The organism is SAR86 cluster bacterium (genome assembly GCA_023703575.1).
GTDB lineage: Bacteria > Pseudomonadota > Gammaproteobacteria > Magnimaribacterales > Magnimaribacteraceae > Magnimaribacter.
The window spans coordinates 1,013,282-1,037,270 of record CP097969.1 but is presented as its reverse complement, the minus strand read 5'-3'; the positions used below and the strand labels follow the sequence as shown (position 1 = coordinate 1,037,270).

The following is a 23,989-nucleotide window of genomic DNA, read 5'->3' as shown; positions in this document are numbered from 1 at the left end:
TCTTTAAATTATATTCTTATCTCTCTTTTGAACAACAAAATAAAGACTATCCTTTGTAACTTTTTTTTCTACAAGTTTGTGACCCAGAAATTCGCAAAATTTTTCAACGTCTCTTTCGGTACTCTTATCAGAGGCAACTAACTCAATTAAGTCTCCAGAGTCTGAATCTCTGATAGCTTTATGCAAGAGCATAATAGGTTCAGGACATATTAAACCCAGCGCATTTACTTCAATTTTCATTAATAAATTTTGTAGATATTATTCGTACCCTTCTTACCATCAATACGGCGGCAACTAATAAGCCTGAGGCCATGCCTGTCCACATGCCCACAGCGCCCATTTGAGTAGTCACAATATCTGTAATAGAAAGGATAATACCTAGAGGCAATCCGACACCCCAATATGAAATAGCCATAATCTTCATTGGTCCAAAAGTGTCTTTGTAACCCCTCATACTTCCGATACTAGCCATAGCTAAACCATCAGCGAGTTGAAAGAATGCAGCAAAGCTCAACAATATTACTGCCAAAGCTATCACCTCAGAATTATTATTTAACAAACTCGACATGAACTCAGCATTTAGGATAATAATTAAACTCATTATGAGAGCACTGACTGTTGCTAGTCTAAGAGAGAAATAAGAACTGTATTTGGCTCCTTTCATGTCATTGGCACCGACATTATTTCCCACTCTAACTGCAGCTGCATTTCCAATAGATAAGGGAATCATAAAAAAGAGCCCACCGATAGTCATTGCTATGCCGTTAGCAGCAATAACTTCACTGCCAAATCGTCCAAGGATGATTCCTGCTCCACTAAACATGCTTAGTTCGATGAAATTTCCAAACCCAACCGGAATACCGCCTCTAAGTATTTCTCCAAGAATTTTTATATTTGGCAGATCAAATCGGGAGAAAAGTTCAGTACCAAAGCCTGATTTAAATTTGAGATAAATGATTAGCAGTAAAAAAGTAGTCCAGGTTCCGATAATAGCCGAAAGACCAGCTCCTTTAGCTCCCATTTCAGGGAAGCCGAAATTTCCATAGATGAAAGTATAATTTCCAATTATGGCGATGATTAACATCAAAATATTCAATAAAGTTATTGGTAAGGGCCTGGTTACGCCTTCACACAAAGAACGCAGAGGTTGACTCAAGAGAATGGCTGGGAGAGCGAACATAAAATAATCCAAGTATTCTTCTGAGTACTTGATAATCGATGGATCAACTTTTGCAACTGTCAATATGAAAGAGGCCTGAGATAGAATAAACATTCCTACTAAAATTATTGGAATTGACAACCATATCGCCTGCCTTGCTAAGGGCCCTATATCTTTAAGATTTCTTGCGCCATAGAATTGAGCTACCATGGGTGTTACGAAGAAAAGCACTCCGCCAATTCCTACCATAATTGGAAACCAGATATTACCAGCTAACATAATTCCAGCTTGCACATCAGTAGAGTAGTTTCCACTTTGTATAACTGAGTTAACTTGAATAAATTGAAGGGCTAGCTGAGTAAGGAACATAGGTATGGCTAGCTTAAAAAAACTACTAGCTTCTGTAAGAGATCTTTCAGAAAAAAAGCTCTTTTTTGAGTCCAAGGGTTGTTCCATAGAAGGTGCCTATCTTATCATGTACGCAAGAGGCAAGACATCAGAAAAGATCACAGACCATATTGGCTAAAAAAGCTATTTGCTAAATACAATAATTTTTATGTAGATAACTATTTAGCTCCCCAATTTGAGTATTTCGGAAAGGGTCACAATATTATGGGAGCTCGATATTTTGATGTATATGGAAGCAATATATCAATTGATGATTATCCTACTATGGTAGCTTCTCCTGATAACTATATTCACCTAACCACATGGAGCTTGGAAGATCATGAAGGAGAAATATCTATAGGGAAATATTGCTTATTAACTCCAGGGGTTAGGATTGCTTCAGCATCAAAGATAACAATAGGGGATGGCTGTATGTTTGCTAATAGTGCTTATATCTCAGATGCAGATTGGCACGGCATATACGATCGAGCAACACCTGTCGGTAAATCATCTCCTGTAACTCTAGAAGATAATGTATGGATTGGAGATAGGGCCATGATAGGAAAGGGGGTGACTATAGGAAAAAATAGCATAGTTGCTGCAGGAGCTGTTGTTGTAAAGGATGTTCCAGATAATGTAATAGTTGGAGGAAACCCTGCAAATATCATTAAAGAACTTGATCCAACTATTGATGGAGTTACACGGATCAAACTTTTTGAAGATCCAGAGGGATTAAGAGATCTTTATGACCAAATAGATATCTATACATTAAAAAATAATACGCTTTTAAATTTTCTAAAGAGTAAATTTTGGAGAGGCAGGAAACATTAAATAAACATATTGACGAGAACTCAAAAACCAAATACTGTATTTGTCCGGTCGGAGATAGTTGGGGAGCATTCTCACATGGCTAAGAACTCAAGGAATAAACCTTGTGTTAAATGGAGAGGTTAATGCAACTCAAATTAAGCGCAGCTATATCTGCTGTATCAATATTATTTTCTTTTAATATTCTTTCAGATGATCATATCCAGCCTACTTTTATTCCAGTTGAGAGTTTTGCTTGTAATTACGCAGATGGCAAAGATATGGAAGACTTATTAAAGGTTACTGAAGAGTGGAATGAATATGCCGATGAGACTGATTTCCAATACAGTGCTTGGATTTTTTCAGTAAATTTTTACAGCGACGAAGAAGAAGCTGATTTTTTCTGGGTAGGAGCTTCACCAACTTGGGAGGAGCTCGGAAAGGCACAACAATTAATGAGAGAACCTGAAGGAGTAAAAATAAACTCTAAGTTTGATAGAGTAACGCCTTGCTTTGATCATGTAAATTGGGGTTACGAAAGTGTTAGACAATCTGAATCAAGTGATGGTGATGATACAGGAGTATCAACTATTGTTTGGTGTACTCTTACAGAAGGGACAACTTATGATCAGGTCTTAGCTGCTGACAAAAAATACAATGATTATTCAGATTCTCAGGGCATGACAGGAGGAGCTGGACGCTGGTGGCCTGGATCTGGTTTGCCTTCTCGTTTCACGGCTGATTTCTTGTGGAGTCAAACTGCAGATAACCTCGTAGAGTGGGGTAAAGCAGTTGACATGGCTGTCAACGGTGGTGGCAATCAAGCCATGCAATCAATTTACGGAGATCTTATGACTTGTGATAACAGAGCTGTTTATGACGTTCTTCAGGTCAGGTCAAATAATTAGGAAATATTATGAATAAAACTTTAACTTTACTTTTTGCACTTTCGGCATCTTTCTGGCTATATTCTGATGATCATACTCCTGAAATGCCTAATTTTTTCCCCATTGAAATTCAGCAATGTAATTTCAATGGCAACAATGACATGGAAGATTTCATGAGGCATATTGATGAATGGAACGACTTCCTGAATGAACACAGTGAATATCCTTACGCAGGTTGGGTTGTTACACCTCACTACAGATCAGCAAGTGATAATTCTTTTGATTTTGGATGGCTAGGTGGATCAAACTCCTGGTCGAGCTTTGGAAAAATTTATGATATCTGGTTTGAAGAAGCTGCTGCTCTGGGTGCAAAGTTTGACAAAATTAGAACTTGCAATACGCAAACAATATTTGCTGCTCAAGTAATAAGACAATCAATTCCTGATCAAGATTCAGAAGGTGTAATGATGGTAAGTAATTGCTCGGTATCTGAAGGAATTACTCCGGTTGATCTTGCTATGGCTGATGCTAAATGGAATGCCTATCTTGATTCAAATGAGGGGAAAGGAAGCATATTTAGATGGTATCCGGCTGTTGGTGATTCAATTGAGGCCGATTATGATTTTAAAAATGTATTTACTGCCTCTTCAATGAATGAATGGGGTGATGGAATGGGATCAATCATCAATGAAGGAGGCTTGCTAGCGCAATTAGAGATATATGGCGAAATGCTCTCATGTGATTCACCAAGACTCTATCAGATCAATAATGTTAGATCTCCAAGTAACTAATTTTTGAGAACGAGAAGAAATATGAATAAGTATTTACTAATATCGCTGATATTTTTTGGATTGAATAATCTTCTGGCCGATGACCACATGCCGGTGAGTTATGGAATGGAAGGTTACCAATGTAATTTTGAAGAAGACATGAACATGGATGATGTGATTGATTTCATTTCTGAAGATTTGAATCCCTATGCTGATAAGAGCTGGAAAGCTGCTTACAGCGGATTTGTATTAACACCATTTCTGAGATCTGCTAATGAATCTAACTTTGATTTTGGATGGGTTGGCTTCACTAATTCTCATAAAGATATGGGCATTGTTCAAGATTCATGGTTCTCAGATGAAGCGGCTAGCACATTTGCAAAATGGGATTCAATTTCTGACTGTGGTTCTCAAGGATATTATATGGCTGTTGAAGCTAGAGCTCCAACAATCCCCTTTGAAGAAGGGGGAACCACTTTTTGGGAAATCAGAAGTTGCTCTTTCATTGAAGGTAAATCAGTAGAAGATTTAAAAGCAAGTGATGAAGCTTGGAATGATTACAATGATAAGAGAGGATTCACCGGAGGCGTATGGCGCTGGTGGCCGGGTCCAGGAACTTCCAATTCTTTGGACATAGATTTCTTACTAAATGTTACTTACAACACATGGGAAGAGTACGGAGAATCATTAGATGACAGATTTTGGAATAGTGCATCTCAACCAGAAAGCATTTTAAGTTGCGACACACCACGAGTTTATACTGCAATGAATGCTAGAAACAGACCTTTTAACTAAACCAATGAGGAAAAAAATGAAAATTAAAATTATTTTAATATCAATATGCTTATCTTTTTTGAACTTTGCTAATGCAGATGATCATGTTGAGATAGGTGGTATGGCAGCATTACAGTGTCAATTTACAGATGGTAAAGATATGGATGATGTCATGAAAGTGCTTGATGAATGGAATGAATATGGTGATGAATACTTTACAGAACCCTTTAGTGCTTGGGTTATGACTCCGGTATACATGTCAAATACAGATTTTGATCTAGATTTTGTTTTTCTAGGATTTGCTGAGACTCTTGCTAGTGTTGGCAAAGCTGAAGATGAATTCAGGGCTGGTGGCCAAAAGATTGCTGAAAAATGGGAAAGGGTAACTAACTGTTCTGGAATGTCACTTAATCTTAATGTAGAAGGAAGAACTCCCAAAAACGAATGGGTTGAAGGTGCGACTGGTTATACTATGATTCAATCTTGCTCTTTCAAAGAAGGCAAGTCAGTTGATGACTTAGAATCTAATGATAAGGTTTGGAATAAATATTTAGATGACTCAGGATTTGAAGGTGGTTATTGGAGATGGTGGCCCGAAACTGGATCTCCAACAGAGACAGATTATGATTATTTAGTTGCTGTAAGTTTTTCGAGTATTGAGCAATATGGAGCTTCAAGAGACAACAGGCTGGTAGCTATGATGAATAATACGAGACCAGAGGAAGTGCATAACTGCAATACACCGAGGCTTTATGAGTCAACTAATGTAAGACTAAGATTAGTTGAATAAATTAAAAGGATAAATTATGAAAAAAATTCTACAAATTTTTGTCTTAAGTTCTTTTAGCCTTATGAGTTTTGCTGATGATCATGAATGGACAACTTATACAGGAGAAGTTCTACAGTGTAATCTGAAGGACGGAAAGAGTGTTGAGGATGTAATGAATATGGTCAGGACAGACTGGTATGAGTTAGATTATCCTATTCCATACGATGGCTGGGTTACTACTCCGACATTATTTGCTGATAATGACGGTGGATATGACTTATTTTGGGTTGGATTTACGGCAGATAATGCCGATATGGGCACCTCTCTTGATTGGTTTTTTGAAAATGGAACAGAAGTTTTCAGTAAATGGGAGAATTTAGTTGAATGTGCCTCTTGGAGTCATTGGGACATCTGGGAAGCAAGAGAACCTTCATCAACTTTTGAAGAAGGGGACACAAACATTTGGGCTTTTCATAGCTGTAATTTCAAGAAAAGAAAAGGTGTTTCTGACTTCAGAGATAATGATAAAGAATGGAATGCATTTTTTGATAGTATTGGGCATTCAGGAGGAGCTTGGAGATGGTGGGCTGCAGGTGGATCAGACACTTCAGCTACTAACGACTTCTATATCAATATCTCTTTTAGCAGCATGAATGAGTATGGAAAATACAGAGATGCTCGAAAACAAGCTATGTCTGATGGTTCTTTACCAGAACAGATTGCTGATTGTGATGCTCCTAGGGTTTATGCAGCAAATAATATAAAAGTAATGAACTAATACTTTTTATTGAATAAAACGGTCACTTTGGTGGCCGTTTTTTTATTAAATTTAATCTATTATTTAGAAAATTCATAATTATCAGATATTTATCTTTGTATAAATATTTCTAAGACTCGCTAGCCTTAGTTATAATTAGAAGATGGATAGTTCCAGAATTAAGCCTTCTGATCTTCTTAACGAACAACAGTTAGCCATCATTAGATCAAAAAGTGATCTGAAGAATGTTTTCGCCCTAATTTTTGATTGGGGATTAATTGTATCTTCTCTTGCTTTCTTTTACTTATACCCCGGCTTTATCACTTTTATCGTGAGCCTGATCATAATTGGTTCGAGACAGTTTGCTTTAGCAGTACTTGTCCATGATGGAGCACATAATCTTTTATTCTCAGATCCAAAAGTAAATGATTTCATTTCTCAATGGTTTTGTGCATACCCCATTTTCCAAGATAATAGAGTTTATAGGCCATATCATTTGAAGCACCATAGGTTTACGGAAACAAAAGATGACCCAGATTTATCATTGAGCGCACCTTTTCCGATAAAAAAAGACAGTTTCTACAGAAAAATTTTTAGAGATTTAACAGGAATAACAGGATACAAAAGATACTCTCAAGCTCTGAATTCAATCTTGAACACTGAAGCTAAAAATTCTAAGGAAAAACTAAATAGAGTATGGCATAAAATACATGGTTTTTTGATTACAAACACGATCATATTTTTCATGATTTCTATCTTCTTTCACTGGTCTTTATTTTTTTTACTATGGTGGCTTCCAGCATTTACATACTATAGTTTAATAATCAGGATTAGAAATATCGCGGAACACTCCGTAACGCCTGGTAATAATAACTTTGATAATACAAGAACAACATTAACAAACCCTTTGGTGAGGTTTTTAATGGCTCCGCATAGGGTGAATTATCATCTTGAACATCACTTATTCATGATGTGTCCTTGGTATAACTTACCGAAGGCACATTCCATGATGATTGAAAATGGATATGAAGATAGAATGTGTATCGCAAATTCTTACAGAAGTGTTTTAATGAAAGCAGTGAGTGCCTAACTATGAGTCAAAATAAAGATAATCTTAAAGATAAGCTAACACCTGAAGAGTATTACGTAACCCAAAATCATGGGACTGAACCTGCATTTAGTGGAAAATATGACTCTAATAAAATGCCCGGTACATATCACTGCGTGGTATGCGGAGCAGAAATCTTCAGTTCCAAAGAAAAATATGATTCTGGATCAGGTTGGCCGAGTTTTTTTCAGCCTTCGGTTGAGAGTAATATTGAAACTCAAGAAGACCGCTCAGCTGGGATGATTAGAACAGAAGTTCATTGCAATAATTGCAAGGCCCATCTTGGACATGTTTTTCCCGATGGGCCTCAGCCTACAGGACTAAGATATTGTATCAATTCGGTCTCAATGGATTTTACACCTTCCGAAGAGGATTAGGCCTGAGCCAAGACGACCCATCTCAAAAGAAATCTTTAAAGCTCTTAGCAAGCAGCGGACTAGTTTCATTCTGGACTTTTGTATCAAGAATACTCGGATTGATTCGAGATATAGTCATTACCGGCTTGCTTGGAGCAGGAGTGGCATTAGACACCTTTGTGGTCATCATGAAAATACCAAGTGTTTTCAGGAGATTATTTGCTGAGGGAGCTTTTAATCAAGCATTTGTTCCAGTGCTTGCAGAATATAAAGAAGATAATCCCAGCCAGATCAAAAACCTCATAGATAATACCTTTGGTGCTTTATCTGCCATTTTATTATTAGTAACAACTTTAGCTCTTTTATTTGCACCAATTTTTGTAATGATCTTTGCACCTGGTTTTTATATGGAGCCTTTAAAAAAGGATTTGGCCATAGATATACTTCAGATTACTTTCCCTTATTTATTTTTGGTTTCTTTAGTAGCTTTTTCCGGCTCAATATTAAATTCTTATCAGAAATTTTCTCTACCAGCGCTCACACCTTTATTTTATAACCTCAGTCTTATTGCAGCTACCGTTTGGTTCGCGCCTAAATTTGAACTTCCAATCTATGCTATTGCATGGGGAGTATTTGCTGCGGGTATCATTCAAGTCTTCATTCAAATACCTGCATTAGTAAGTATGGGTTTATTGCCTAAATTCAAATTAAATATGAGTCATCCGGGTGTAAGGAAGGTGATGTATTTGATGATTCCAGGAATAATTGCTGGAGGAGTAAGTCAAATAAATATGCTCGTCGACACAATACTGGCTTCACTACTACCTACAGGAAGCCCAAGTTGGCTTTATGTTTCTGATAGGCTAATGCAATTGCCTTTGGGAATATTTGCTATTGCTATAGGCACAGTGATTCTGCCTAGACTATCATCATTGTTTGTGACAGAAGACAAAACATCATTCTCTAATACTTTAGATTGGTCTATAAGATTAATATTGCTCATAGGGATACCGGCAGTTGTAGGCTTAATTATGCTTGCAGAGCCGATAATCTTAACTTTATTTGAACGAGGTGCTTTTAATTCTCAAGATACTTTACAAGCTTCATATAGCTTGATTGCTTTAGCATTTGGTTTAGTTGCATTTATGCTCATTAAAATCCTGACACCGAGTTTTTTTGCTCGACAAGAGCCTAAAAAACCGATGTATGTCGCTTTGGCTTCAATGATTTTGAATGCATTTCTAGCCTGGTTTTTAGGCTTTAATCTTAGCTACGGTCATGTAGGTCTTGCATTAGCAAGCTCCATATCAGCCTTTTTCACTGTATTAACCTTATTAATTCTTCTTAAACGCGATGATGTTTACAGGCCTTCAGAAGGGTGGCTTTTATTTTGGTTAAGATTGGTTTTTGCCTCTCTGCTGCTAGTTCTATTTTTAAATTTTTTTGGTCAAGAAGTTGCCTATTTAAGAAACTCAAGTGATTTTGAACAAATACTCTATCTTTTAAAGATGATCATCATTGGTATAGGTTTATATTTGATTGCTTTAAGATTAACAGGATTAAAAATTAAGAGCTTTGTGAATTAGCATGTATCTAATAAGAGGAATACAGAATATAGATCTTTATCTTTCTAAATATAAAGAAGTTGATCTTATAGCAACTATTGGTAATTTTGATGGACTTCATCTTGGCCATCAGCACATCATTAAGAATATGAAAAAAGATGCTGCTCAGAATAATTGGCAGACTCTTGTAATTTTTACTGAGCCACATGCAAAAGAGTTTTTTGCTGAGGCCTTAGGAACCGAAGAAGAAAAACCGCCTAGAATTTTTCCTTGGCCTGAAAAAGTTAAAAGATTAAAAGAATTAGGTGTTGAGTTTTCATTTTTCCTAAACTTTAACAACCAGCTAAGAAAAATGACTCCTGAAGTTTTCATAAGAGAGGTTTTATCAAGATTATCAATAAAGAAGATTGTTATTGGGGATGACTTTAGGTTTGGTGCCAATAGGGAGGGTGACTTTAATTTCTTAAAGAGCTGGGGTAGTGAAAATGATATTTTAGTAGAAAATACAGAAACTTTCGAAGTAAGTGGAGAAAGAGTAAGTAGCACAAGAATTAGAAATTCTCTTATCGCAGGAAACTTTATAGAGGCAAAAGAACTTTTGGGAAGGCCCTATACTTTCAGTGGAAATGTAGTTTACGGTCAACAACTTGGAACTCAATTAGGTGTACCTACAGCAAACTTATGGCTACCAAAAAATAAGCTTCCAATAGCAGGAGTCTATGTTGTTAAAGTATATTTAGGAGGTAAGCATTATGGTGGCATTGCGAATATGGGCACAAGGCCAACAGTCAATGGACAGAATCCAGTTTTAGAGGTTCATATTTTTGAATTTTCAGGTCACTTGTACGGAGAAAAGATCACGGTTGAGTTCTTAAAAAAAGTAAGAGAGGAGAAGAAATTTGATGGATTGGATGCCTTGAAAGAGCAAATTTTTAAAGATATTTCTTACGCGCAGGAATTTTTAAGTTAAAGTGCCAAAATTTAAAACATGTCTGATTACAAAGATACACTGAATTTACCCAATACTGGATTTGCTATGAAGGCCAATTTGCCTTCAAAAGAGCCCAAAATGATCGAATTTTGGGAAGAAATAGATCTACGCAAGGAAGTAGCTAATGCAAGGCAAGGTAGGGAAAAGTTTATTCTTCATGATGGCCCGCCATATGCTAATGGACAAATTCATATTGGACATGCTGCGCAAAAAGTTCTCAAAGATATAGTGATTAAATCTCAAACTCTTAGTGGGAAATATGCTCCTTATGTCCCTGGATGGGATTGTCATGGACTGCCTATTGAATTAAACGTTGAAAAGAAGAAGGGCAAAGCAGGTCATAAGATTCCACTATCCGAGTTTAGACAAGCTTGTAGAGAATATGCTCAATCCCAGATTGATATGCAAAAGAAAGATTTTAAGCGATTGGGAATTATTGGAGATTGGGAAAATCCATATGTAACTATGGACTTTACTTTTGAAGCAAACATAATCAGATCGTTAGGCAAAATAATCAAAAAGGGACATCTTCGAAGAGGAGATAAGCCTGTTCACTGGTGTGTTGATTGTGGTTCAGCCCTAGCTGAAGCTGAAGTAGAGTATCAAGACAAGATATCAACTTCCATAGATTTTATTTTTCCCATAGATAATAAGATTGTGTCAAAGATTTTCTCATGCTCATTAAAGAACCCATCCTATGTAGCAAGTTGGACGACTACTCCATGGACATTGCCCGGCAACATGGCTTTGACGATAAATGAATCATTTACCTATGCTTTGATCGAGATAATTCATGAAACAAGAAAAATAAATATAATTATCGCTGAAGATTTAATAGATTCGACCTTAGAAAGAATTGAGGTAGAAAAGTTTATTTCCCTAGGAACTTGTAAAGGCTCTGATCTACTCGGTTTTGAGGCTACTCACCCATATCTTGATAGAAATTCGTTAATAATATCTGGAGATCATGTTACAACCGATGCAGGAACGGGAATAGTACATACCGCACCAGGTCATGGATTAGAAGATTATACTGTAAGCATCCAAAATGGTATTGATGTTCTGAATCCAGTAAAAGGGAATGGAACTTATAATGAAGATGTGGAGCATTTTGCAGGGCAATTTGTTTTCAAAGCAAATGAAAATATAACAACACTCCTTAAAGAAAGAGGAGTTTTATTATCGAAATCGTCTTATGAACATAGCTATCCCCATTGTTGGAGGCATAAAAGTCCTGTCATGTTTAGAGCAACACCACAATGGTTTATTTCTATGGAGGAAAAAGATCTCTTGAAACAATCTCAAAATTCTATAGATTCAATAAACTGGGCACCAACTTGGGGTCAGGCCAGAATGAATTCAATGTTGGAAGAACGTCCAGATTGGTGTATTTCTAGACAAAGGTCTTGGGGTGTACCGATTGCTTTACTGATAAACAAAGATACAGGAGAGCTACATCCAGAAACTGAAAAAATTATAGAAAAAGTAGCTGATTTAGTTGAATTAGACGGCATCCAAGCCTGGCATGATATAGAAATCAAAGATCTAACTAACGATTATGAGTCTTACGAAAAAATAACAGATTGCCTCGATGTTTGGTTTGATTCTGGAGTTACTCATGCTTGTGTATTAGATGTAAATGAAGATTTACATTTCCCTGCTGATCTATATCTAGAAGGTTCTGATCAGCACCGAGGTTGGTTTCAGTCATCATTACTTACAAGTATCGCGATGAAAGAGGTTCCGCCTTACAAGGCAGTCTTGACCCATGGTTTTGTAGTTGATTCTGAGGGCAAGAAGATGTCTAAATCTCTTGGAAATGTCATTTCTCCTCAAAAAGTATGGGAGACAATGGGTGCTGACGTTTTAAGAACATGGGCAGCATCTACTGACTACACCAAAGAAATTGTTCTTTCTGATGATATTTTAAAAAGATCATCTGATTCCTATAGGAGAATAAGAAATACAATAAGATTTTTATTAGGGAACTTAAGTGATTATTCGGGCCAAAAACTGGCCCCTGAAAAACTTACAGAATTAGATAAGTGGATGATCCTCAAAACTAAAAATCTTCAAGAGGAGATCATAGAAGATTATCTAAATTATGACTTTCATCATGCGTTTCAAAAAATCCATAATTTTTGTGCCAATGATTTAGGTGGTTTTTATTTAGACATACTAAAAGATAGACTTTACACAGCTAAATCAACTTCAGATGCTCGTCTCTCATCGCAGATTGCTCTTTCCAATATTTTGCAAGCATTATTAAGATGGATTAGTCCAATTCTTTCTTTTACTGCAGAAGAAGCATGGCAACTATTGAATAATGATACTAAATCAGTGCATCTACTTGAGTGGTTCGAGGAATGGGATGAGGTAGGTAACTTAATGTTCTCTAATGATGAATGGACTAAGATTTTAGAAATTAGATCAGAAGTGAATAAGCATATAGAAGATGCAAGAAATAAAGAAATCATTGGATCTTCATTAGAAGTGGAGTTGGAGTTATTTTGTGAAAAAGATATTAAAAATCTTCTTGATAAATTTTCTAGCGAACTAAGGTTTATTTTTATTACTTCCGAAGCAAAAGTCTCAGATATTGGACAAGAAGGCAATGATTCAGCCATCCAAGGAATGAGGGTTCAAGTTAAGAGGACTAATCACCAAAAATGTGTTCGTTGCTGGCATAGCAGACCAGAAATTGGAACTATTAAAGGACATGAATCTATTTGTCAGAGATGCTATGACAATGTCAAAGGAAATGGTGAAATAAGGATTTTTGCCTAATTGTGACTTATTCACATGAAAAAGATTATTTTCCTTGTATCTCTCATTTTTTTAGATCAACTCAGTAAGTACCTTGTAGTAAAAAATTTTTCCATAGGAGAGAGTTTAAACTTGCTACCCATTTTAGATATTTATTTAATATTCAATACCGGTATAGCTTTCAGTTTATTTGATGATGGAGGAGACTTAGGGAGATGGATTCTAGTCACTTTAGTTTTATTTGTTTGTTTATATCTGGTTTATATTTTGGTTTTTGAAACTTTAAATAAATATGAATCCTTAGCATTATTATTCATACTATCAGGGGGGATTGGAAATTTAATAGATCGTATCTTAAGAGGTCATGTAATTGATTTCATTAATTTTTACTATGAAAACTACTCATTCTATATTTTTAATTTTGCGGATTCATTTATAACAATTGGAGTAATAATTTATATACTTGATATAGTAATTTCAAAACTTAGACTAAATGGAAATAAGACTAGCTAATACTCGTGGTTTCTGTGCAGGAGTTGACAGAGCCATAGAGATCGTTAAGAAGGTTATCGAAATGCATGGTGCTCCAGTATATGTAAAACATGAGGTAGTCCATAACAAAACCGTTGTTGAAGAATTGAAGCGATTAGGTGCAATTTTTGTAGAAGATATTAAAGAGATACCAGAAGGGGAGGTCGTTGTTTATAGTGCTCATGGTATTTCAAAAGCAGTTGAATTTGAATCTGAAGTAAGAAAACTAGATGTATTTGATGCGACATGTCCTTTAGTAAGTAAGGTACATGCTGAAGTTAATACTTATGCGAAGATGGGGTTTGATTGTTTGCTAATCGGTCATAAGAATCATCCCGAGGTAGAGGGAACGATGGGACAGTTTGATACATCATTTGGTGGAACAATTACTCTTATCGAAGATATATCAGATGCTAAAAAGCTCAATTTTAAAGATTCGTCTCGTTTGGCATTTGTGACGCAGACCACTTTATCTGTAGATGATACAAAAGAAATAAAAGATTTTCTGATTGATAGATTCCCAGATATCAAGGGCCCAAAAAAAGATGATATTTGTTATGCAACCCAAAATCGACAGGATGCAATTAAGCAATTAGCTCTAGAGTCGGATCTAGTGTTGGTTATTGGTTCTGAAAATAGTTCTAATTCCAATAGACTGAGAGAAATAGCTGAACGATCAGGAGTTGAAGCTTATCTAATTGATACTATCTATGATTTACCTTCAGATTGCTTAAAAGGCAAATCTAAAATTGGCCTTACTTCAGGAGCTTCTGCTCCAGAACATCTTGTGTCAGAAGTTATAGATAAGCTTACTTCATCTTATGGGTTTAATTTGGTAGGAAATAAAAAAAGAACTGACGAAGGAATATCTTTTAGATTACCCAAAGGCTTAAGATAAGCTACTTGGAACTTTCTCGCACATAAGGTGCCTAAGAATTAAAGAGGTGAAGAATATGAAATTAAAATATTTTTTTGGGACATTATTAATTGGACTGCTCTCTTTAAAGGTCAGCACAGCTTCCAATATGTCAGGACAACTAAATGAAATGGATATTGATAAAGATGGGTCCATCAGTCTAGAAGAGTTTAATTCAAATACTTTAAACCGTTTTAGCTTGATGGATCTAGATAGTGATGGAACTCTTTCAAAAGATGAGTTTCTTGCATCGAGCAATTTACGTTTTGAGAGAATGGATTTAAATTCTGATGGAGTACTCAAAAGAAGAGAAATAAGAAAAGGTTTAAAGCAAGCCAGAAAAGATAAGAAGACTAATGATGTTAGAGGCAAAAAACAGCCAAAACCTTTCATAAAGCAATAGAGGAATTCCTTTGCATATTGATCAATCATTTTATTTAAAAGAAGCGAAAATCTGCTTGTCTGAAAATTGCTCAGAGCGAGAGACACAAGAAATTTCACTTCTTGTAATTCATAACATCACCTTACCTCCCGGTGAATATGGAGGAGGTCATATCCAAAAACTTTTTACTAATGATTTAGATCCAAACGATCATCCTTACTTTAGTGAAATATATGATTTAAAGGTATCTAGTCATCTTCTAATAGAGCGAGATGGATCACTTGTTCAGTTTGTACCATTCGATAAGAAAGCTTGGCATGCTGGTGTGTCATCATTTAAAGGTCGCGAAAATTGTAATGAATTTTCCATAGGAATTGAGCTTGAGGGTACAGATGAGACTACATATACAGAGGATCAGTATCGTGCCCTAATAGATGTAACTAAAGAGTTAATGTTTGTTTTTCGAGATATAAAAAAAGAGAACATTGTTGGGCATTCTGATATTGCACCTGGCAGAAAAACGGATCCCGGAGAGGCATTTGACTGGCAATATTACTTGTCTAACCTTGACTAAATCTTTTTGGTAACTCATGAGAGTGTTACACTTCGATAGTTTGCTAATTATTTTCAAAATGTGATTGGCAGACTTTTACTAAAAGTAATTTGGAGGTAAACATTATGGCTTCTTTTGATATTAAATCTGAGCTTGATCATCATGAGATTACTAATGCTGTAGATCAGGCTAATAGAATTTTACAAAATAGATTTGACTTTAAAGGTACTGGAGCTGAGTTTAGTCTTAGTGAAAACCAGATAGATTTGTCTGCAAATGAAGAATTCCAAATTCATCAAATGTCTCCTCTACTTAACGAATCTCTTGCCAAAAGAGGAATAGATCTAAAAAGCTTAAAACACCGAGAAATTCAAGTCTCTGGAGGATCAGCCCAACAAATCATAGACTTGCAAGAAGGGATTGATAAAGAGCTTGCAAAAAAAATAACTTCTTTGGTCAAGCAATCAAAGTCAAAAACTCAAGCCTCTATTCAGGGAGATAGCATAAGGATTACTGGAAAAAAAAGAGATGAGCTACAAGCTATCATCCAGCTCATAAAAGATCAGAATTATGATATTCCTTTGCAGTTTGTAAACTTCAGAGATTAAATTTCTAAATGCTAAAGATTTTTACTATAGGTAGCTTAGGCTTCTCGTCGGGCCTGCCTTATATTCTCATTTTTTCAACATTGGGCGTTTGGTTAGCGGATATTGGTATCGACCTCTCCCTCATAGGGTTTTTTGCATGGATAGTCTTAACATATTCCTTAAAGTTTCTATGGGCACCATTAGTAGACAATTTTTCAGTTCCTTTTCTTAGTAGACTTGGCTATAGAAAGAGTTGGATATTATTATCTCAAATATCTATAGCGATTTGCTTGCTGCTTCTTTCTATTGTTAACCCACTTGATAGTCTGCAGGTGTTTGCGTTAATTGCGTTTCTCATAGCCTTTTCAGGATCAATACAAGATATTGCTATTGATGCTTTTAGAATTGAGCTTGCTGATTTACATCAGCAAGGAAATTTAGCAGCTAGTTATCAATTTGGTTATAGAATGGCGATTCTAATTTCAAGCTCATTCGCATTAATTTTTGCTTCAGACTATGGTTGGACTTTAACTTACCAAGTAATGTCTCTTTTGATGTTAATCGGCATCATAGGTGTTTTGATTTGTCCTGAAGAAGTAAATCTGAATTTAAAAAGATTAACGCTACAGAATTCTATTGTTGAACCCCTGAAAGATTTTGTTACACGATTTGGACTATATTTTGCATCCTTTCTTCTAATGATTGTTGCAACCTATAGGCTGACCGATATCGTTATGGGTCCAATGGCTAGTCCGTTCTATTTAGAAAAGGGTTATTCACTAAAGGAAATTGGTTATATTGTTAAGGTTGTTGCTGTCATTGCTTCGATTTTTGGGTTTTTTTTAGGGGGCCTCTTGGTTAAAAGGCTAGGAGTAAAAGTCACTCTTGTTATCGGCGCTTTTCTTGTACTGATGACTAATCTATCTTTCTCTTTGGTAGCTATACTTGAAAAGGACTTACATCTTCTTGGCTGGGTCGTTGGAGCGGATAGTTTGGCAGCTGGAGTTGTAGGCACGGCAAATATAACTTTCCTCACAAGTCTAGTCTCAAAAAAATATACAGCTGTTCAATATGCTCTCTTGACTTCCTTCATGATGTTACCAGGTAAATTATTTAGTGGTTTCTCAGGAATGTTAGCGAATTTTTTTAAATACGAATTTGGTGAAGTAAATGGATGGATGGCTTTTTTTATTTTCACATCCTTTTTGACATTACCTAGTTTGTTGCTACTGTTTTATTACATTAAACGTAATAATCTCAATGATAAGAATATATAGAATTGTATTTCTGGTCCTTGTTTTATTAATCAGTTATACCGCACTTACTCCGCAAGGTGATATTTCTGTACCATATCTTGATAAACTATTTCATTTTTCTGCTTTCATAATACTTAGCCTTTTTTTGGACCTTTCAATAAAAAGAACCCTATTATCGAGCAAAGCAGCATTAATCTTTCTTATCTTCTATGCTTTATTAATAGAATTAGCACAATATTTTTTACCTTATAGATCCGCAGAGTTTTTCGATTTCATTTCAGATTTACTAGGTATACTTGTTTATTTATATTTCGCCCCAAAAATAAATATAAGTCATACGTGATGAGATACTTTTTTTTATTTTTAATAATATTTCCTTTAATAGAAATATATACACTTATAGTTATTGGAGGAAGCATTGGTGCTTTTACCACAATGCTCTGGATTTTCTTTTCGGGAATAATGGGATTGTATTTATTGCGTAATCAAGGCTTAAAGAAACTGCTGGATATACAATCAAAAAAATCTGTTTTTGAGCCAACCGCAGATAATTTTCTAAAGACAATTTTTACACCTATAGGAGGGTTTTTTCTTGTAATTCCGGGCTTCATAACAGATGTTATCGGTATTTTAGTTCTTTTACCTGTAACTCGTATATTCATTTTAGGGCTTCTCTTCAGTTATCTCAGGCCGATTGGGCAAGGAAATGGTACAAATAAAAATAATGGGGACTGGATAGAAGGTGAATATAGGAAAGATAAGTAGAAAAAAAACTTGAAAAATCTTTGAAAACCCCAAGATATTCAATGTGAGAGGTTAGGACTTTCAAAATTCAGCATTGACGTGTGCTTTCAACTGATTAGAATGTCGAGCCTTTCATAATAACAATTTAAATTTTTATTAAATTTTTGGAGAAAATAAATGAAATTTAGACCACTAGCAGATCGTGTCCTAGTTAGACGCACTGATGAAGAGCAAACTACTGAAGGTGGTATTGTTCTACCTGGATCGGCAGCAGAAAAACCGTCTCAAGGTGAAGTAATAGCTGTAGGGCCTGGAAAAACTTTGGATAACGGTGATTCACAAGCTGTTTCAGTGAGCGAGGGCGATTTAGTTGTTTTCGGTCAGTATGCCGGAAGCAATACGGTAAAGGTAGATGGGGATGAACTTGTAATTCTTAATGAACAAGACATCCTTGGTGTTTTAGAAAATTAATTTAAAAAGAGAGGAATATAATGGCCAAAGAAGTCAAATTTAGTGATGTCGCTCGCCAAGGTATGTTGGCAGGAGTAAATATTCTCGCTGATGCGGTAAAAGTGACATTAGGTCCGAAAGGAAGAAACGTAATTTTAGATAAGTCATTTGGGGCTCCCACGGTAACAAAAGACGGTGTTTCGGTTGCCAAAGAAATCGAACTTCAAGATAAATTTGAAAATATGGGTGCACAAATGGTGAAGACCGTTGCATCTCAAACGTCAGATGAAGCTGGTGATGGCACAACAACAGCTACAGTATTAGCTCAGTCTATAGTCAATGAAGGGCTAAAATCTGTTCAAGCTGGATTTAACCCAATGGACCTTAAAAGAGGTATAGACAAAGCGGTAGCTGCTGCAGTTGAAACTCTTCAGGATGCCTCTGAGCCATGTGAGGATGATACAGCGATAGCTCAAGTTGGAACTATATCCGCGAATAGCGACACTGCCGTAGGTGAAATTATTGCTGAAGCAATGCAAAAAGTTGGAAAAGAAGGTGTCATAACCGTTGAAGAAGGTTCTGGTATAGAAAACGAATTAGAAGTAGTTGAAGGTATGCAGTTTGATAGAGGCTATTTGTCTCCTTACTTCATCAATAATCAAGAAAGAATGACTGCAGATCTGGATGATCCTTATATCCTTTTGCATGACAAGAAAATTTCAAATATTAGAGATCTTTTGCCTTTACTTGAGGCTGTTGCAAAAGCAGGAAGACCACTACTCGTCCTTGCTGAAGATGTAGAAGGTGAAGCGCTTGCTACTTTAGTTGTGAATAATATGCGAGGCGTAGTTAAAGTAGCTGCTTGTAAGGCACCTGGATTTGGTGATAGAAGAAAAGCTATGCTTGAAGACATTGCCATATTGACTGGTGGAACAGTTATATCAGAGGAAGTCGGACTCTCTCTAGAAGGAGCCACCATAGAAGATTTAGGTCAGGCTAAAAAAGTGGAGCTAAATAAGGAGGACACTACTATCATCGACGGAGCAGGCTCTGCCGATGGTATTTCTGGAAGAGTTAATCAAATCAGGGCACAGATAGAAGATACTTCATCTGACTATGACAGAGAAAAGCTTCAAGAAAGAGTAGCAAAACTAGCTGGTGGAGTTGCTGTTATTAAGGTTGGAGCTGGATCTGAAATAGAAATGAAAGAGAAAAAAGCCAGAGTAGAAGATGCACTTCATTCAACTAGAGCTGCCGTCGAAGAGGGAGTTGTTGCTGGTGGTGGTGTAGCGTTAGTGAGGGCTCAACAGAAGATACTAGGCCTTGAAGGAGATAACGAAGATCAGAATGTAGGGATCAACATTGCTCTTAGAGCAATGGAAGCACCTATTAGACAGATTACAAATAACGCTGGAGAAGAAGCCTCTGTTGTCCTCGATAAAATAAAGGAAGGAAAAGGAAACTTCGGCTTTAATGCAGGATCTGGTGAGTATGGTGATATGATCAAAATGGGTATTCTTGATCCAGCAAAAGTCACGAGGACTGCACTTCAAGCTGCAGGCTCTGTAGCCGGTTTGATGATCACTACAGAAGCTATGATTGCTGATGCTCCAGATGAAGGTGGAGCTGCTGGTGGTATGCCGGGCGGAATGCCTCCAGGAATGGACATGGGCGGCATGGGCGGCATGATGTAAAGAAAAAGCCCTTCGGGGCTTTTTTCTTGCTTGAAAGAAATAATTTATAAGTCTTAGCTAATTAGGTATCATTTACTTTTTTAAGGGAGGGATTATGGACGAACTATTTAATATGTTATTCAGATTCGGTCACATACTGGTCGGAATTGCTTGGATTGGCCTTTTGTACTATTTTAATTTCGTACAAACAGAATATTTCAAGGAAGCTGAAGATGATGCAAGAAAGGATGCAGTAGCAAAATTAGCACCTAGAGCTCTTTGGTGGTTCAGGTGGGCAGCATTTTTAACTTTCTTAACCGGGTTAGCACTCTTGCACTATATTTCTGTAAAAATAACTCTCGAAATTATTCTAGGGGCAACGATGGGAACACTGATGATGCTTAATGTTTGGGGTATCATTTGGCCTAATCAAAAAATAGTAATTGGTATAAAGGAAGGAGATGCTGCAGTGGCTGGTCCTAAAGCAGCCTTAGCCTCCAGGACAAATACACTTTTTTCTGTTGGTATGCTTTATTTCATGGTCGCATCTGCACATTATCCAGCTTCTGGTCAGATTTTAGGCGCCAATCTAGAAATGACAGGACTGCTAGTAGGCTTGGCAATTATTTTTGCAATTCAAGCAAATGCAATTTGGGGGAAAATGCTACCAGCTATCACTTCAGTAAGGAGTGTAATAGTGTCTAGTTTTGTTCTGTGCATAGCTTTGTCTAGCGTTGCTTATTACTTATAGAATTAGAGTATAAAAAAGGGAGCTTTTTCTCCCTTTTTTTATCTTTTGAAAGTATAAATTTAGATAAGATTTATGAATAAGAAATTTAAAGAATGTCTGTTGGAGGTTTATCACAGCGAGCAGACAGGAGAAATTATATTTGAATATTTACTTAAGTATGCAAAAAACAAAGAAGAGAGATATATCTATGGCTCGATGTTACAGTTTGAAACAGAAGCAAAAGCAGTCATGAGACCTTTGCTTTGCAAACTAGACTTACCAATGGGAGAGGAGATTGTTTCTCGCGAACGTGGAATTGAAATTGGACACTCACTAAAAGAAGTCCCCTTTAAAGAATTGATGAAAGACATGGAGAAATCTATAAAGAATAATTACCTCCCGCTTTACGAAGAATTGGAGAGTTTAGCTGATGAAGAGGAGGTAGAAGAATGTTTCGTTTCAAAGTTCATGGGAGATCATGAACGTGCATTGCTTTTAACAGCCCAAAACTTTATTTTAGATAAAAATGATTCTATAAGACCTATTACTAGTATGTTGAGATTTCCTTTATAGGAGGCTAGTCTTGTTTTTCTATATATAGCGACCTGCTCGGGAAAGCAAAATCTGATTCATAAGTATCTACTACTTCCATGATCTTAAAGATCAGCTCTTGTTTCACTTGCGAGAATTGTGTGTAGTCAATTACATCCATGTAACACAAAATTGTTAAATCTATCGAACTAGAACCAAGCTCTGTAACTTTTACAAAATTCTCTTGCCCGGGATTTTGAATAAAATTCTTGCTTGTATTTATATATTCTTCTACATCCTTGCAAATACTTTCGAGCTGTTGAGCTGTAGTACTGTATACAAGATTTACTGTCCAAAATATCCTTCTATAATTCATATTTTGATGATTTATAACCTGAGCATCAGAAAGGTCTGTATTTGGAACAAATACTGGAGAAGTATCTAGTAACCTTACTTGAGTTGAACGAAAGCCGATTGACTCGACAATTCCATGCAGCCCATCCCCAATCCTTATTCTATCTCCTGGTTGGAACCTTTTTTCGCTTAGAATAAATATACCAGCAATGATATTTTTAAACATATCTTGTGCACCGAGAGCCACGGCTACTGAAAAAAGTCCTAGTCCTGCGATAATTGGACCGATTTCTACTCCCCATATATCTAGCATCATTGTTATACCGACTATCCAGACAAGTACGCTTGCAACTCGACTTAGCCAAGTTGTCATAGCTGGTGTTAACCAGGAAGTATCACTGAGTAAGTTTAATAAAGGTTTAGTTAGGTTTGCTAGTGCGCTGAAGATAGTATAAATGACAAGCATTTTTACCAGATTTGTTGCTATTAAATCTAAAGACCCACTTAATGGAAGGTAGGCTGTGATGAGATAAAGTCCAAAAGCTACAGGAATTAGCCCAAAAGGACCTCTCAATGATTCTATAATTTCATCATCTAATGTAGTTTCTGATTTCTCAGTCAGTTTTGCTATCTTATCTAGAAGATAAGTATTCATAAGGGCTCTTGCCACTAAAGATCCCAAAATAATTAGCAAACAGATAATTATATTATCAATACCTATTCCTCTAATCCCTTGTTGCCAGATCTCTAAAACGAGGTTCCAAAATTCATTAATCATTCTTGCTCCTCATTTTGTTCAACTATTTCTTTGATTACTTTGACTTTAGCCAGCTTTATAACGTTATCTTTGATAAGCACTGTTTCAATTTTATAGTTTTCTATGCTCAAGCCAACATTGGTGTCAGGTATAGTTTGAATTTCTTCAAGTATTAAGCCACTCAATGTTTTTGGTCCTTCGGTGGGTAACTCCCATTTAAGTCTTCTGTTGACCTCTCTAATCATCATGCTTCCATCCACTAAATAACTACCATCTGCTTGTGGCATGATATCCATCTTTTCTATAGATTCGGTTGTGATTTCTCCAACTATTATTTCAAGAATAGATCTCAAGGTGATTATCCCTTCGATATCTCCATATTCATCTACAATTAATCCAACTCTTCTACCTGAAGACTGAAAATTGGCAAGTTGCTTGTATAAAGGAGTGTTTTCAGGAACAAACAAAGGTTCACGTAGTTCGTCTTTTAAACTTCGAATTGATTTGTCCTCGCTACCTAGAAACTCTGCCTTTTTATTTAAAGACAAAAAACCTTGAATATTTTCAATGGTATCTTCGAAACATGGTATGTACGTGAAATCAATTTCTTGCAATTGCTTCACTATGTCTTCTATTTCGTCATTAAGATCAATACCAATGATTTCATTTTTGGGAATCATCACGTCATTAACAGATAGATTATCCATGTCAAAAATGCCCATTAACATTTCTTCCTGTCTCTTTGGCACACCTGAAGTTTGTAGTAAAGTTCTCAACTCTTCTGGTTTTAATTCGTCTTTATTTGCATTATCTAAATCTATCCCAATTAGCTTGGTTACATTATTGGAAACAAAACTAACTAGGGTAATTAAGGGACTTAAGATTTTAGATAAAGGTTTTAGTAAGTATGAAGATGGGAATGCAATACTTTCTGGTTTGAGCGCGGCAATTGTTTTTGGCATTACCTCAGCGAATATGATCATAATGATAGTCATAAACACAGTCACAGCTAAAACAGCATTATCACTCCATATCCTTATGGCAACTACAGTCGCTAAGGCTGTAGATAAGGTATGAGTAAAATTATTTCCGATTAAAATAACTCCCAAGAGTCTATCTGTTTTTTCTAATAATTTTGAAACCCTCTTAGCAGACTTATTTTTTTCCTTAACCAAGTGCTTTAAGCGATATCTATTGATGGCCATCATGCTGGTTTCAGAACCAGAAAAAAAAGCTGACATCAATACTAAAAAAGCTATTGATGCTAAAAGAATCCATAGGGGAATTTCGTTCAATTTAAGATATCCTAATCAGGATTTTAGATGTGAAAAGTGTGTACAAGAAATATAAATATTACTCTAAAGTTTGCATTATAACCATTTGTAGGCATCAGAAGGCAAATAAACATACAAATTTCGCTTGAAAGAGT

General features: G+C 36.1%; 26 protein-coding genes. 22 read left to right on the top strand and 4 right to left on the bottom strand.

All coding sequences use genetic code 11. The features are described 5' to 3' along the window. Positions 1 to 3: 3 nt before the first annotated feature. Positions 4 to 240, bottom strand: a complete 237-nt coding sequence (gene tusA / locus M9C83_05200; GenBank protein ID URQ66054.1) for a sulfurtransferase TusA — start codon at positions 238 to 240, stop codon at positions 4 to 6. Beyond that, a complete protein-coding gene (locus M9C83_05195; GenBank protein URQ66053.1) occupies positions 230 to 1,615 on the bottom strand; it encodes an MATE family efflux transporter in 1,386 nt (461 codons plus the stop codon). Before M9C83_05195 ends, tusA begins: the two co-directional genes overlap by 11 nt. Between M9C83_05195 and M9C83_05190 the strand changes: the two genes are divergently transcribed. The 22 genes from M9C83_05190 (at position 1,607) to M9C83_05085 (ending at position 21,491) form a co-directional block, all read left to right on the top strand. Beyond that, on the top strand, positions 1,607 to 2,377 hold the full coding sequence (locus M9C83_05190) for an acyltransferase (GenBank protein ID URQ66052.1): 771 nt from the start codon (positions 1,607 to 1,609) through the stop codon (positions 2,375 to 2,377). The genes M9C83_05195 and M9C83_05190 overlap by 9 nt on opposite strands. 122 nt (positions 2,378 to 2,499) lie before the next feature. Then, complete coding sequence (locus M9C83_05185; protein URQ66051.1) at positions 2,500 to 3,261, top strand: hypothetical protein; 762 nt, start codon at positions 2,500 to 2,502, stop codon at positions 3,259 to 3,261. An 8-nt stretch (positions 3,262 to 3,269) separates the two neighbouring features. Next, entirely contained in the window at positions 3,270 to 4,031 is a 762-nt protein-coding gene (locus M9C83_05180) for a hypothetical protein (protein URQ66050.1), read from the top strand. 21 nt (positions 4,032 to 4,052) lie between these two features. Continuing rightward, complete coding sequence (locus M9C83_05175; GenBank protein ID URQ66049.1) at positions 4,053 to 4,805, top strand: hypothetical protein; 753 nt, start codon at positions 4,053 to 4,055, stop codon at positions 4,803 to 4,805. Between the two features lie 16 nt (positions 4,806 to 4,821). Then, positions 4,822 to 5,574 carry a hypothetical protein gene (locus M9C83_05170; protein URQ66048.1) on the top strand — a complete coding sequence of 251 codons (753 nt, stop codon included), beginning with the start codon at positions 4,822 to 4,824 and terminating at the stop codon, positions 5,572 to 5,574. Positions 5,575 to 5,590: 16 nt separating this feature from the next. Then, positions 5,591 to 6,331, top strand: coding sequence for a hypothetical protein (locus tag M9C83_05165; GenBank protein ID URQ66047.1), 741 nt, complete (start codon positions 5,591 to 5,593; stop codon positions 6,329 to 6,331). 142 nt (positions 6,332 to 6,473) lie between these two features. Beyond that, on the top strand, positions 6,474 to 7,400 hold the full coding sequence (locus tag M9C83_05160) for a fatty acid desaturase family protein (protein ID URQ66046.1): 927 nt from the start codon (positions 6,474 to 6,476) through the stop codon (positions 7,398 to 7,400). Between the two features lie 2 nt (positions 7,401 to 7,402). Then, entirely contained in the window at positions 7,403 to 7,795 is a 393-nt protein-coding gene (msrB, locus tag M9C83_05155; GenBank protein ID URQ66045.1) for a peptide-methionine (R)-S-oxide reductase MsrB, read from the top strand. Next, positions 7,747 to 9,360, top strand: coding sequence for a murein biosynthesis integral membrane protein MurJ (gene murJ, locus M9C83_05150; protein URQ66044.1), 1,614 nt, complete (start codon positions 7,747 to 7,749; stop codon positions 9,358 to 9,360). Before msrB ends, murJ begins: the two co-directional genes overlap by 49 nt. Position 9,361: 1 nt before the next feature. After that, entirely contained in the window at positions 9,362 to 10,309 is a 948-nt protein-coding gene (ribF, locus tag M9C83_05145; protein URQ66043.1) for a bifunctional riboflavin kinase/FAD synthetase, read from the top strand. Positions 10,310 to 10,327: 18 nt separating this feature from the next. Beyond that, positions 10,328 to 13,117 (top strand): isoleucine--tRNA ligase, encoded by a 2,790-nt coding sequence (ileS, locus tag M9C83_05140; protein ID URQ66042.1) that lies wholly within the window; start codon positions 10,328 to 10,330, stop codon positions 13,115 to 13,117. 15 nt (positions 13,118 to 13,132) lie between these two features. Continuing rightward, positions 13,133 to 13,609, top strand: coding sequence for a signal peptidase II (gene lspA / locus M9C83_05135; protein ID URQ66041.1), 477 nt, complete (start codon positions 13,133 to 13,135; stop codon positions 13,607 to 13,609). After that, the gene (gene ispH / locus M9C83_05130) at positions 13,590 to 14,525 is read left to right on the top strand and encodes a 4-hydroxy-3-methylbut-2-enyl diphosphate reductase (GenBank protein URQ66040.1); all 936 of its coding nucleotides are present in this window, start codon (positions 13,590 to 13,592) and stop codon (positions 14,523 to 14,525) included. Before lspA ends, ispH begins: the two co-directional genes overlap by 20 nt. A 55-nt stretch (positions 14,526 to 14,580) precedes the next feature. Next, positions 14,581 to 14,946, top strand: coding sequence for an EF-hand domain-containing protein (locus M9C83_05125; GenBank protein URQ66039.1), 366 nt, complete (start codon positions 14,581 to 14,583; stop codon positions 14,944 to 14,946). 49 nt (positions 14,947 to 14,995) lie between these two features. Then, on the top strand, positions 14,996 to 15,499 hold the full coding sequence (gene ampD / locus M9C83_05120; protein URQ67398.1) for a 1,6-anhydro-N-acetylmuramyl-L-alanine amidase AmpD: 504 nt from the start codon (positions 14,996 to 14,998) through the stop codon (positions 15,497 to 15,499). A gap of 104 nt (positions 15,500 to 15,603) precedes the next feature. Further along, the gene (locus tag M9C83_05115; GenBank protein URQ66038.1) at positions 15,604 to 16,086 is read left to right on the top strand and encodes a YajQ family cyclic di-GMP-binding protein; all 483 of its coding nucleotides are present in this window, start codon (positions 15,604 to 15,606) and stop codon (positions 16,084 to 16,086) included. Positions 16,087 to 16,094: 8 nt separating this feature from the next. Further along, on the top strand, positions 16,095 to 17,342 hold the full coding sequence (locus tag M9C83_05110) for an MFS transporter (protein ID URQ66037.1): 1,248 nt from the start codon (positions 16,095 to 16,097) through the stop codon (positions 17,340 to 17,342). A gap of 321 nt (positions 17,343 to 17,663) precedes the next feature. Continuing rightward, positions 17,664 to 18,086 carry an FxsA family protein gene (locus M9C83_05105; GenBank protein ID URQ66036.1) on the top strand — a complete coding sequence of 141 codons (423 nt, stop codon included), beginning with the start codon at positions 17,664 to 17,666 and terminating at the stop codon, positions 18,084 to 18,086. 156 nt (positions 18,087 to 18,242) lie between these two features. Next, a complete protein-coding gene (locus tag M9C83_05100; GenBank protein URQ66035.1) occupies positions 18,243 to 18,536 on the top strand; it encodes a co-chaperone GroES in 294 nt (97 codons plus the stop codon). Positions 18,537 to 18,556: 20 nt separating this feature from the next. Continuing rightward, positions 18,557 to 20,209, top strand: coding sequence for a chaperonin GroEL (groL, locus tag M9C83_05095; GenBank protein ID URQ66034.1), 1,653 nt, complete (start codon positions 18,557 to 18,559; stop codon positions 20,207 to 20,209). Between the two features lie 94 nt (positions 20,210 to 20,303). Further along, a complete protein-coding gene (locus tag M9C83_05090) occupies positions 20,304 to 20,939 on the top strand; it encodes a urate hydroxylase PuuD (GenBank protein URQ66033.1) in 636 nt (211 codons plus the stop codon). Between the two features lie 72 nt (positions 20,940 to 21,011). Continuing rightward, positions 21,012 to 21,491: a hypothetical protein gene (locus M9C83_05085; protein ID URQ66032.1), complete on the top strand. Its 480-nt coding sequence runs from the start codon at positions 21,012 to 21,014 to the stop codon at positions 21,489 to 21,491. 4 nt (positions 21,492 to 21,495) lie between these two features. On the opposite strand, the gene M9C83_05080 is transcribed toward M9C83_05085, so the two are convergent. Both M9C83_05080 and M9C83_05075 read right to left on the bottom strand, forming a co-directional pair. Beyond that, positions 21,496 to 22,581, bottom strand: coding sequence for a mechanosensitive ion channel family protein (locus M9C83_05080; protein URQ66031.1), 1,086 nt, complete (start codon positions 22,579 to 22,581; stop codon positions 21,496 to 21,498). Further along, on the bottom strand, positions 22,578 to 23,855 hold the full coding sequence (locus M9C83_05075; GenBank protein URQ66030.1) for an HlyC/CorC family transporter: 1,278 nt from the start codon (positions 23,853 to 23,855) through the stop codon (positions 22,578 to 22,580). The genes M9C83_05080 and M9C83_05075 overlap by 4 nt, the downstream gene beginning before the upstream one ends. Positions 23,856 to 23,989: the final 134 nt, after the last annotated feature.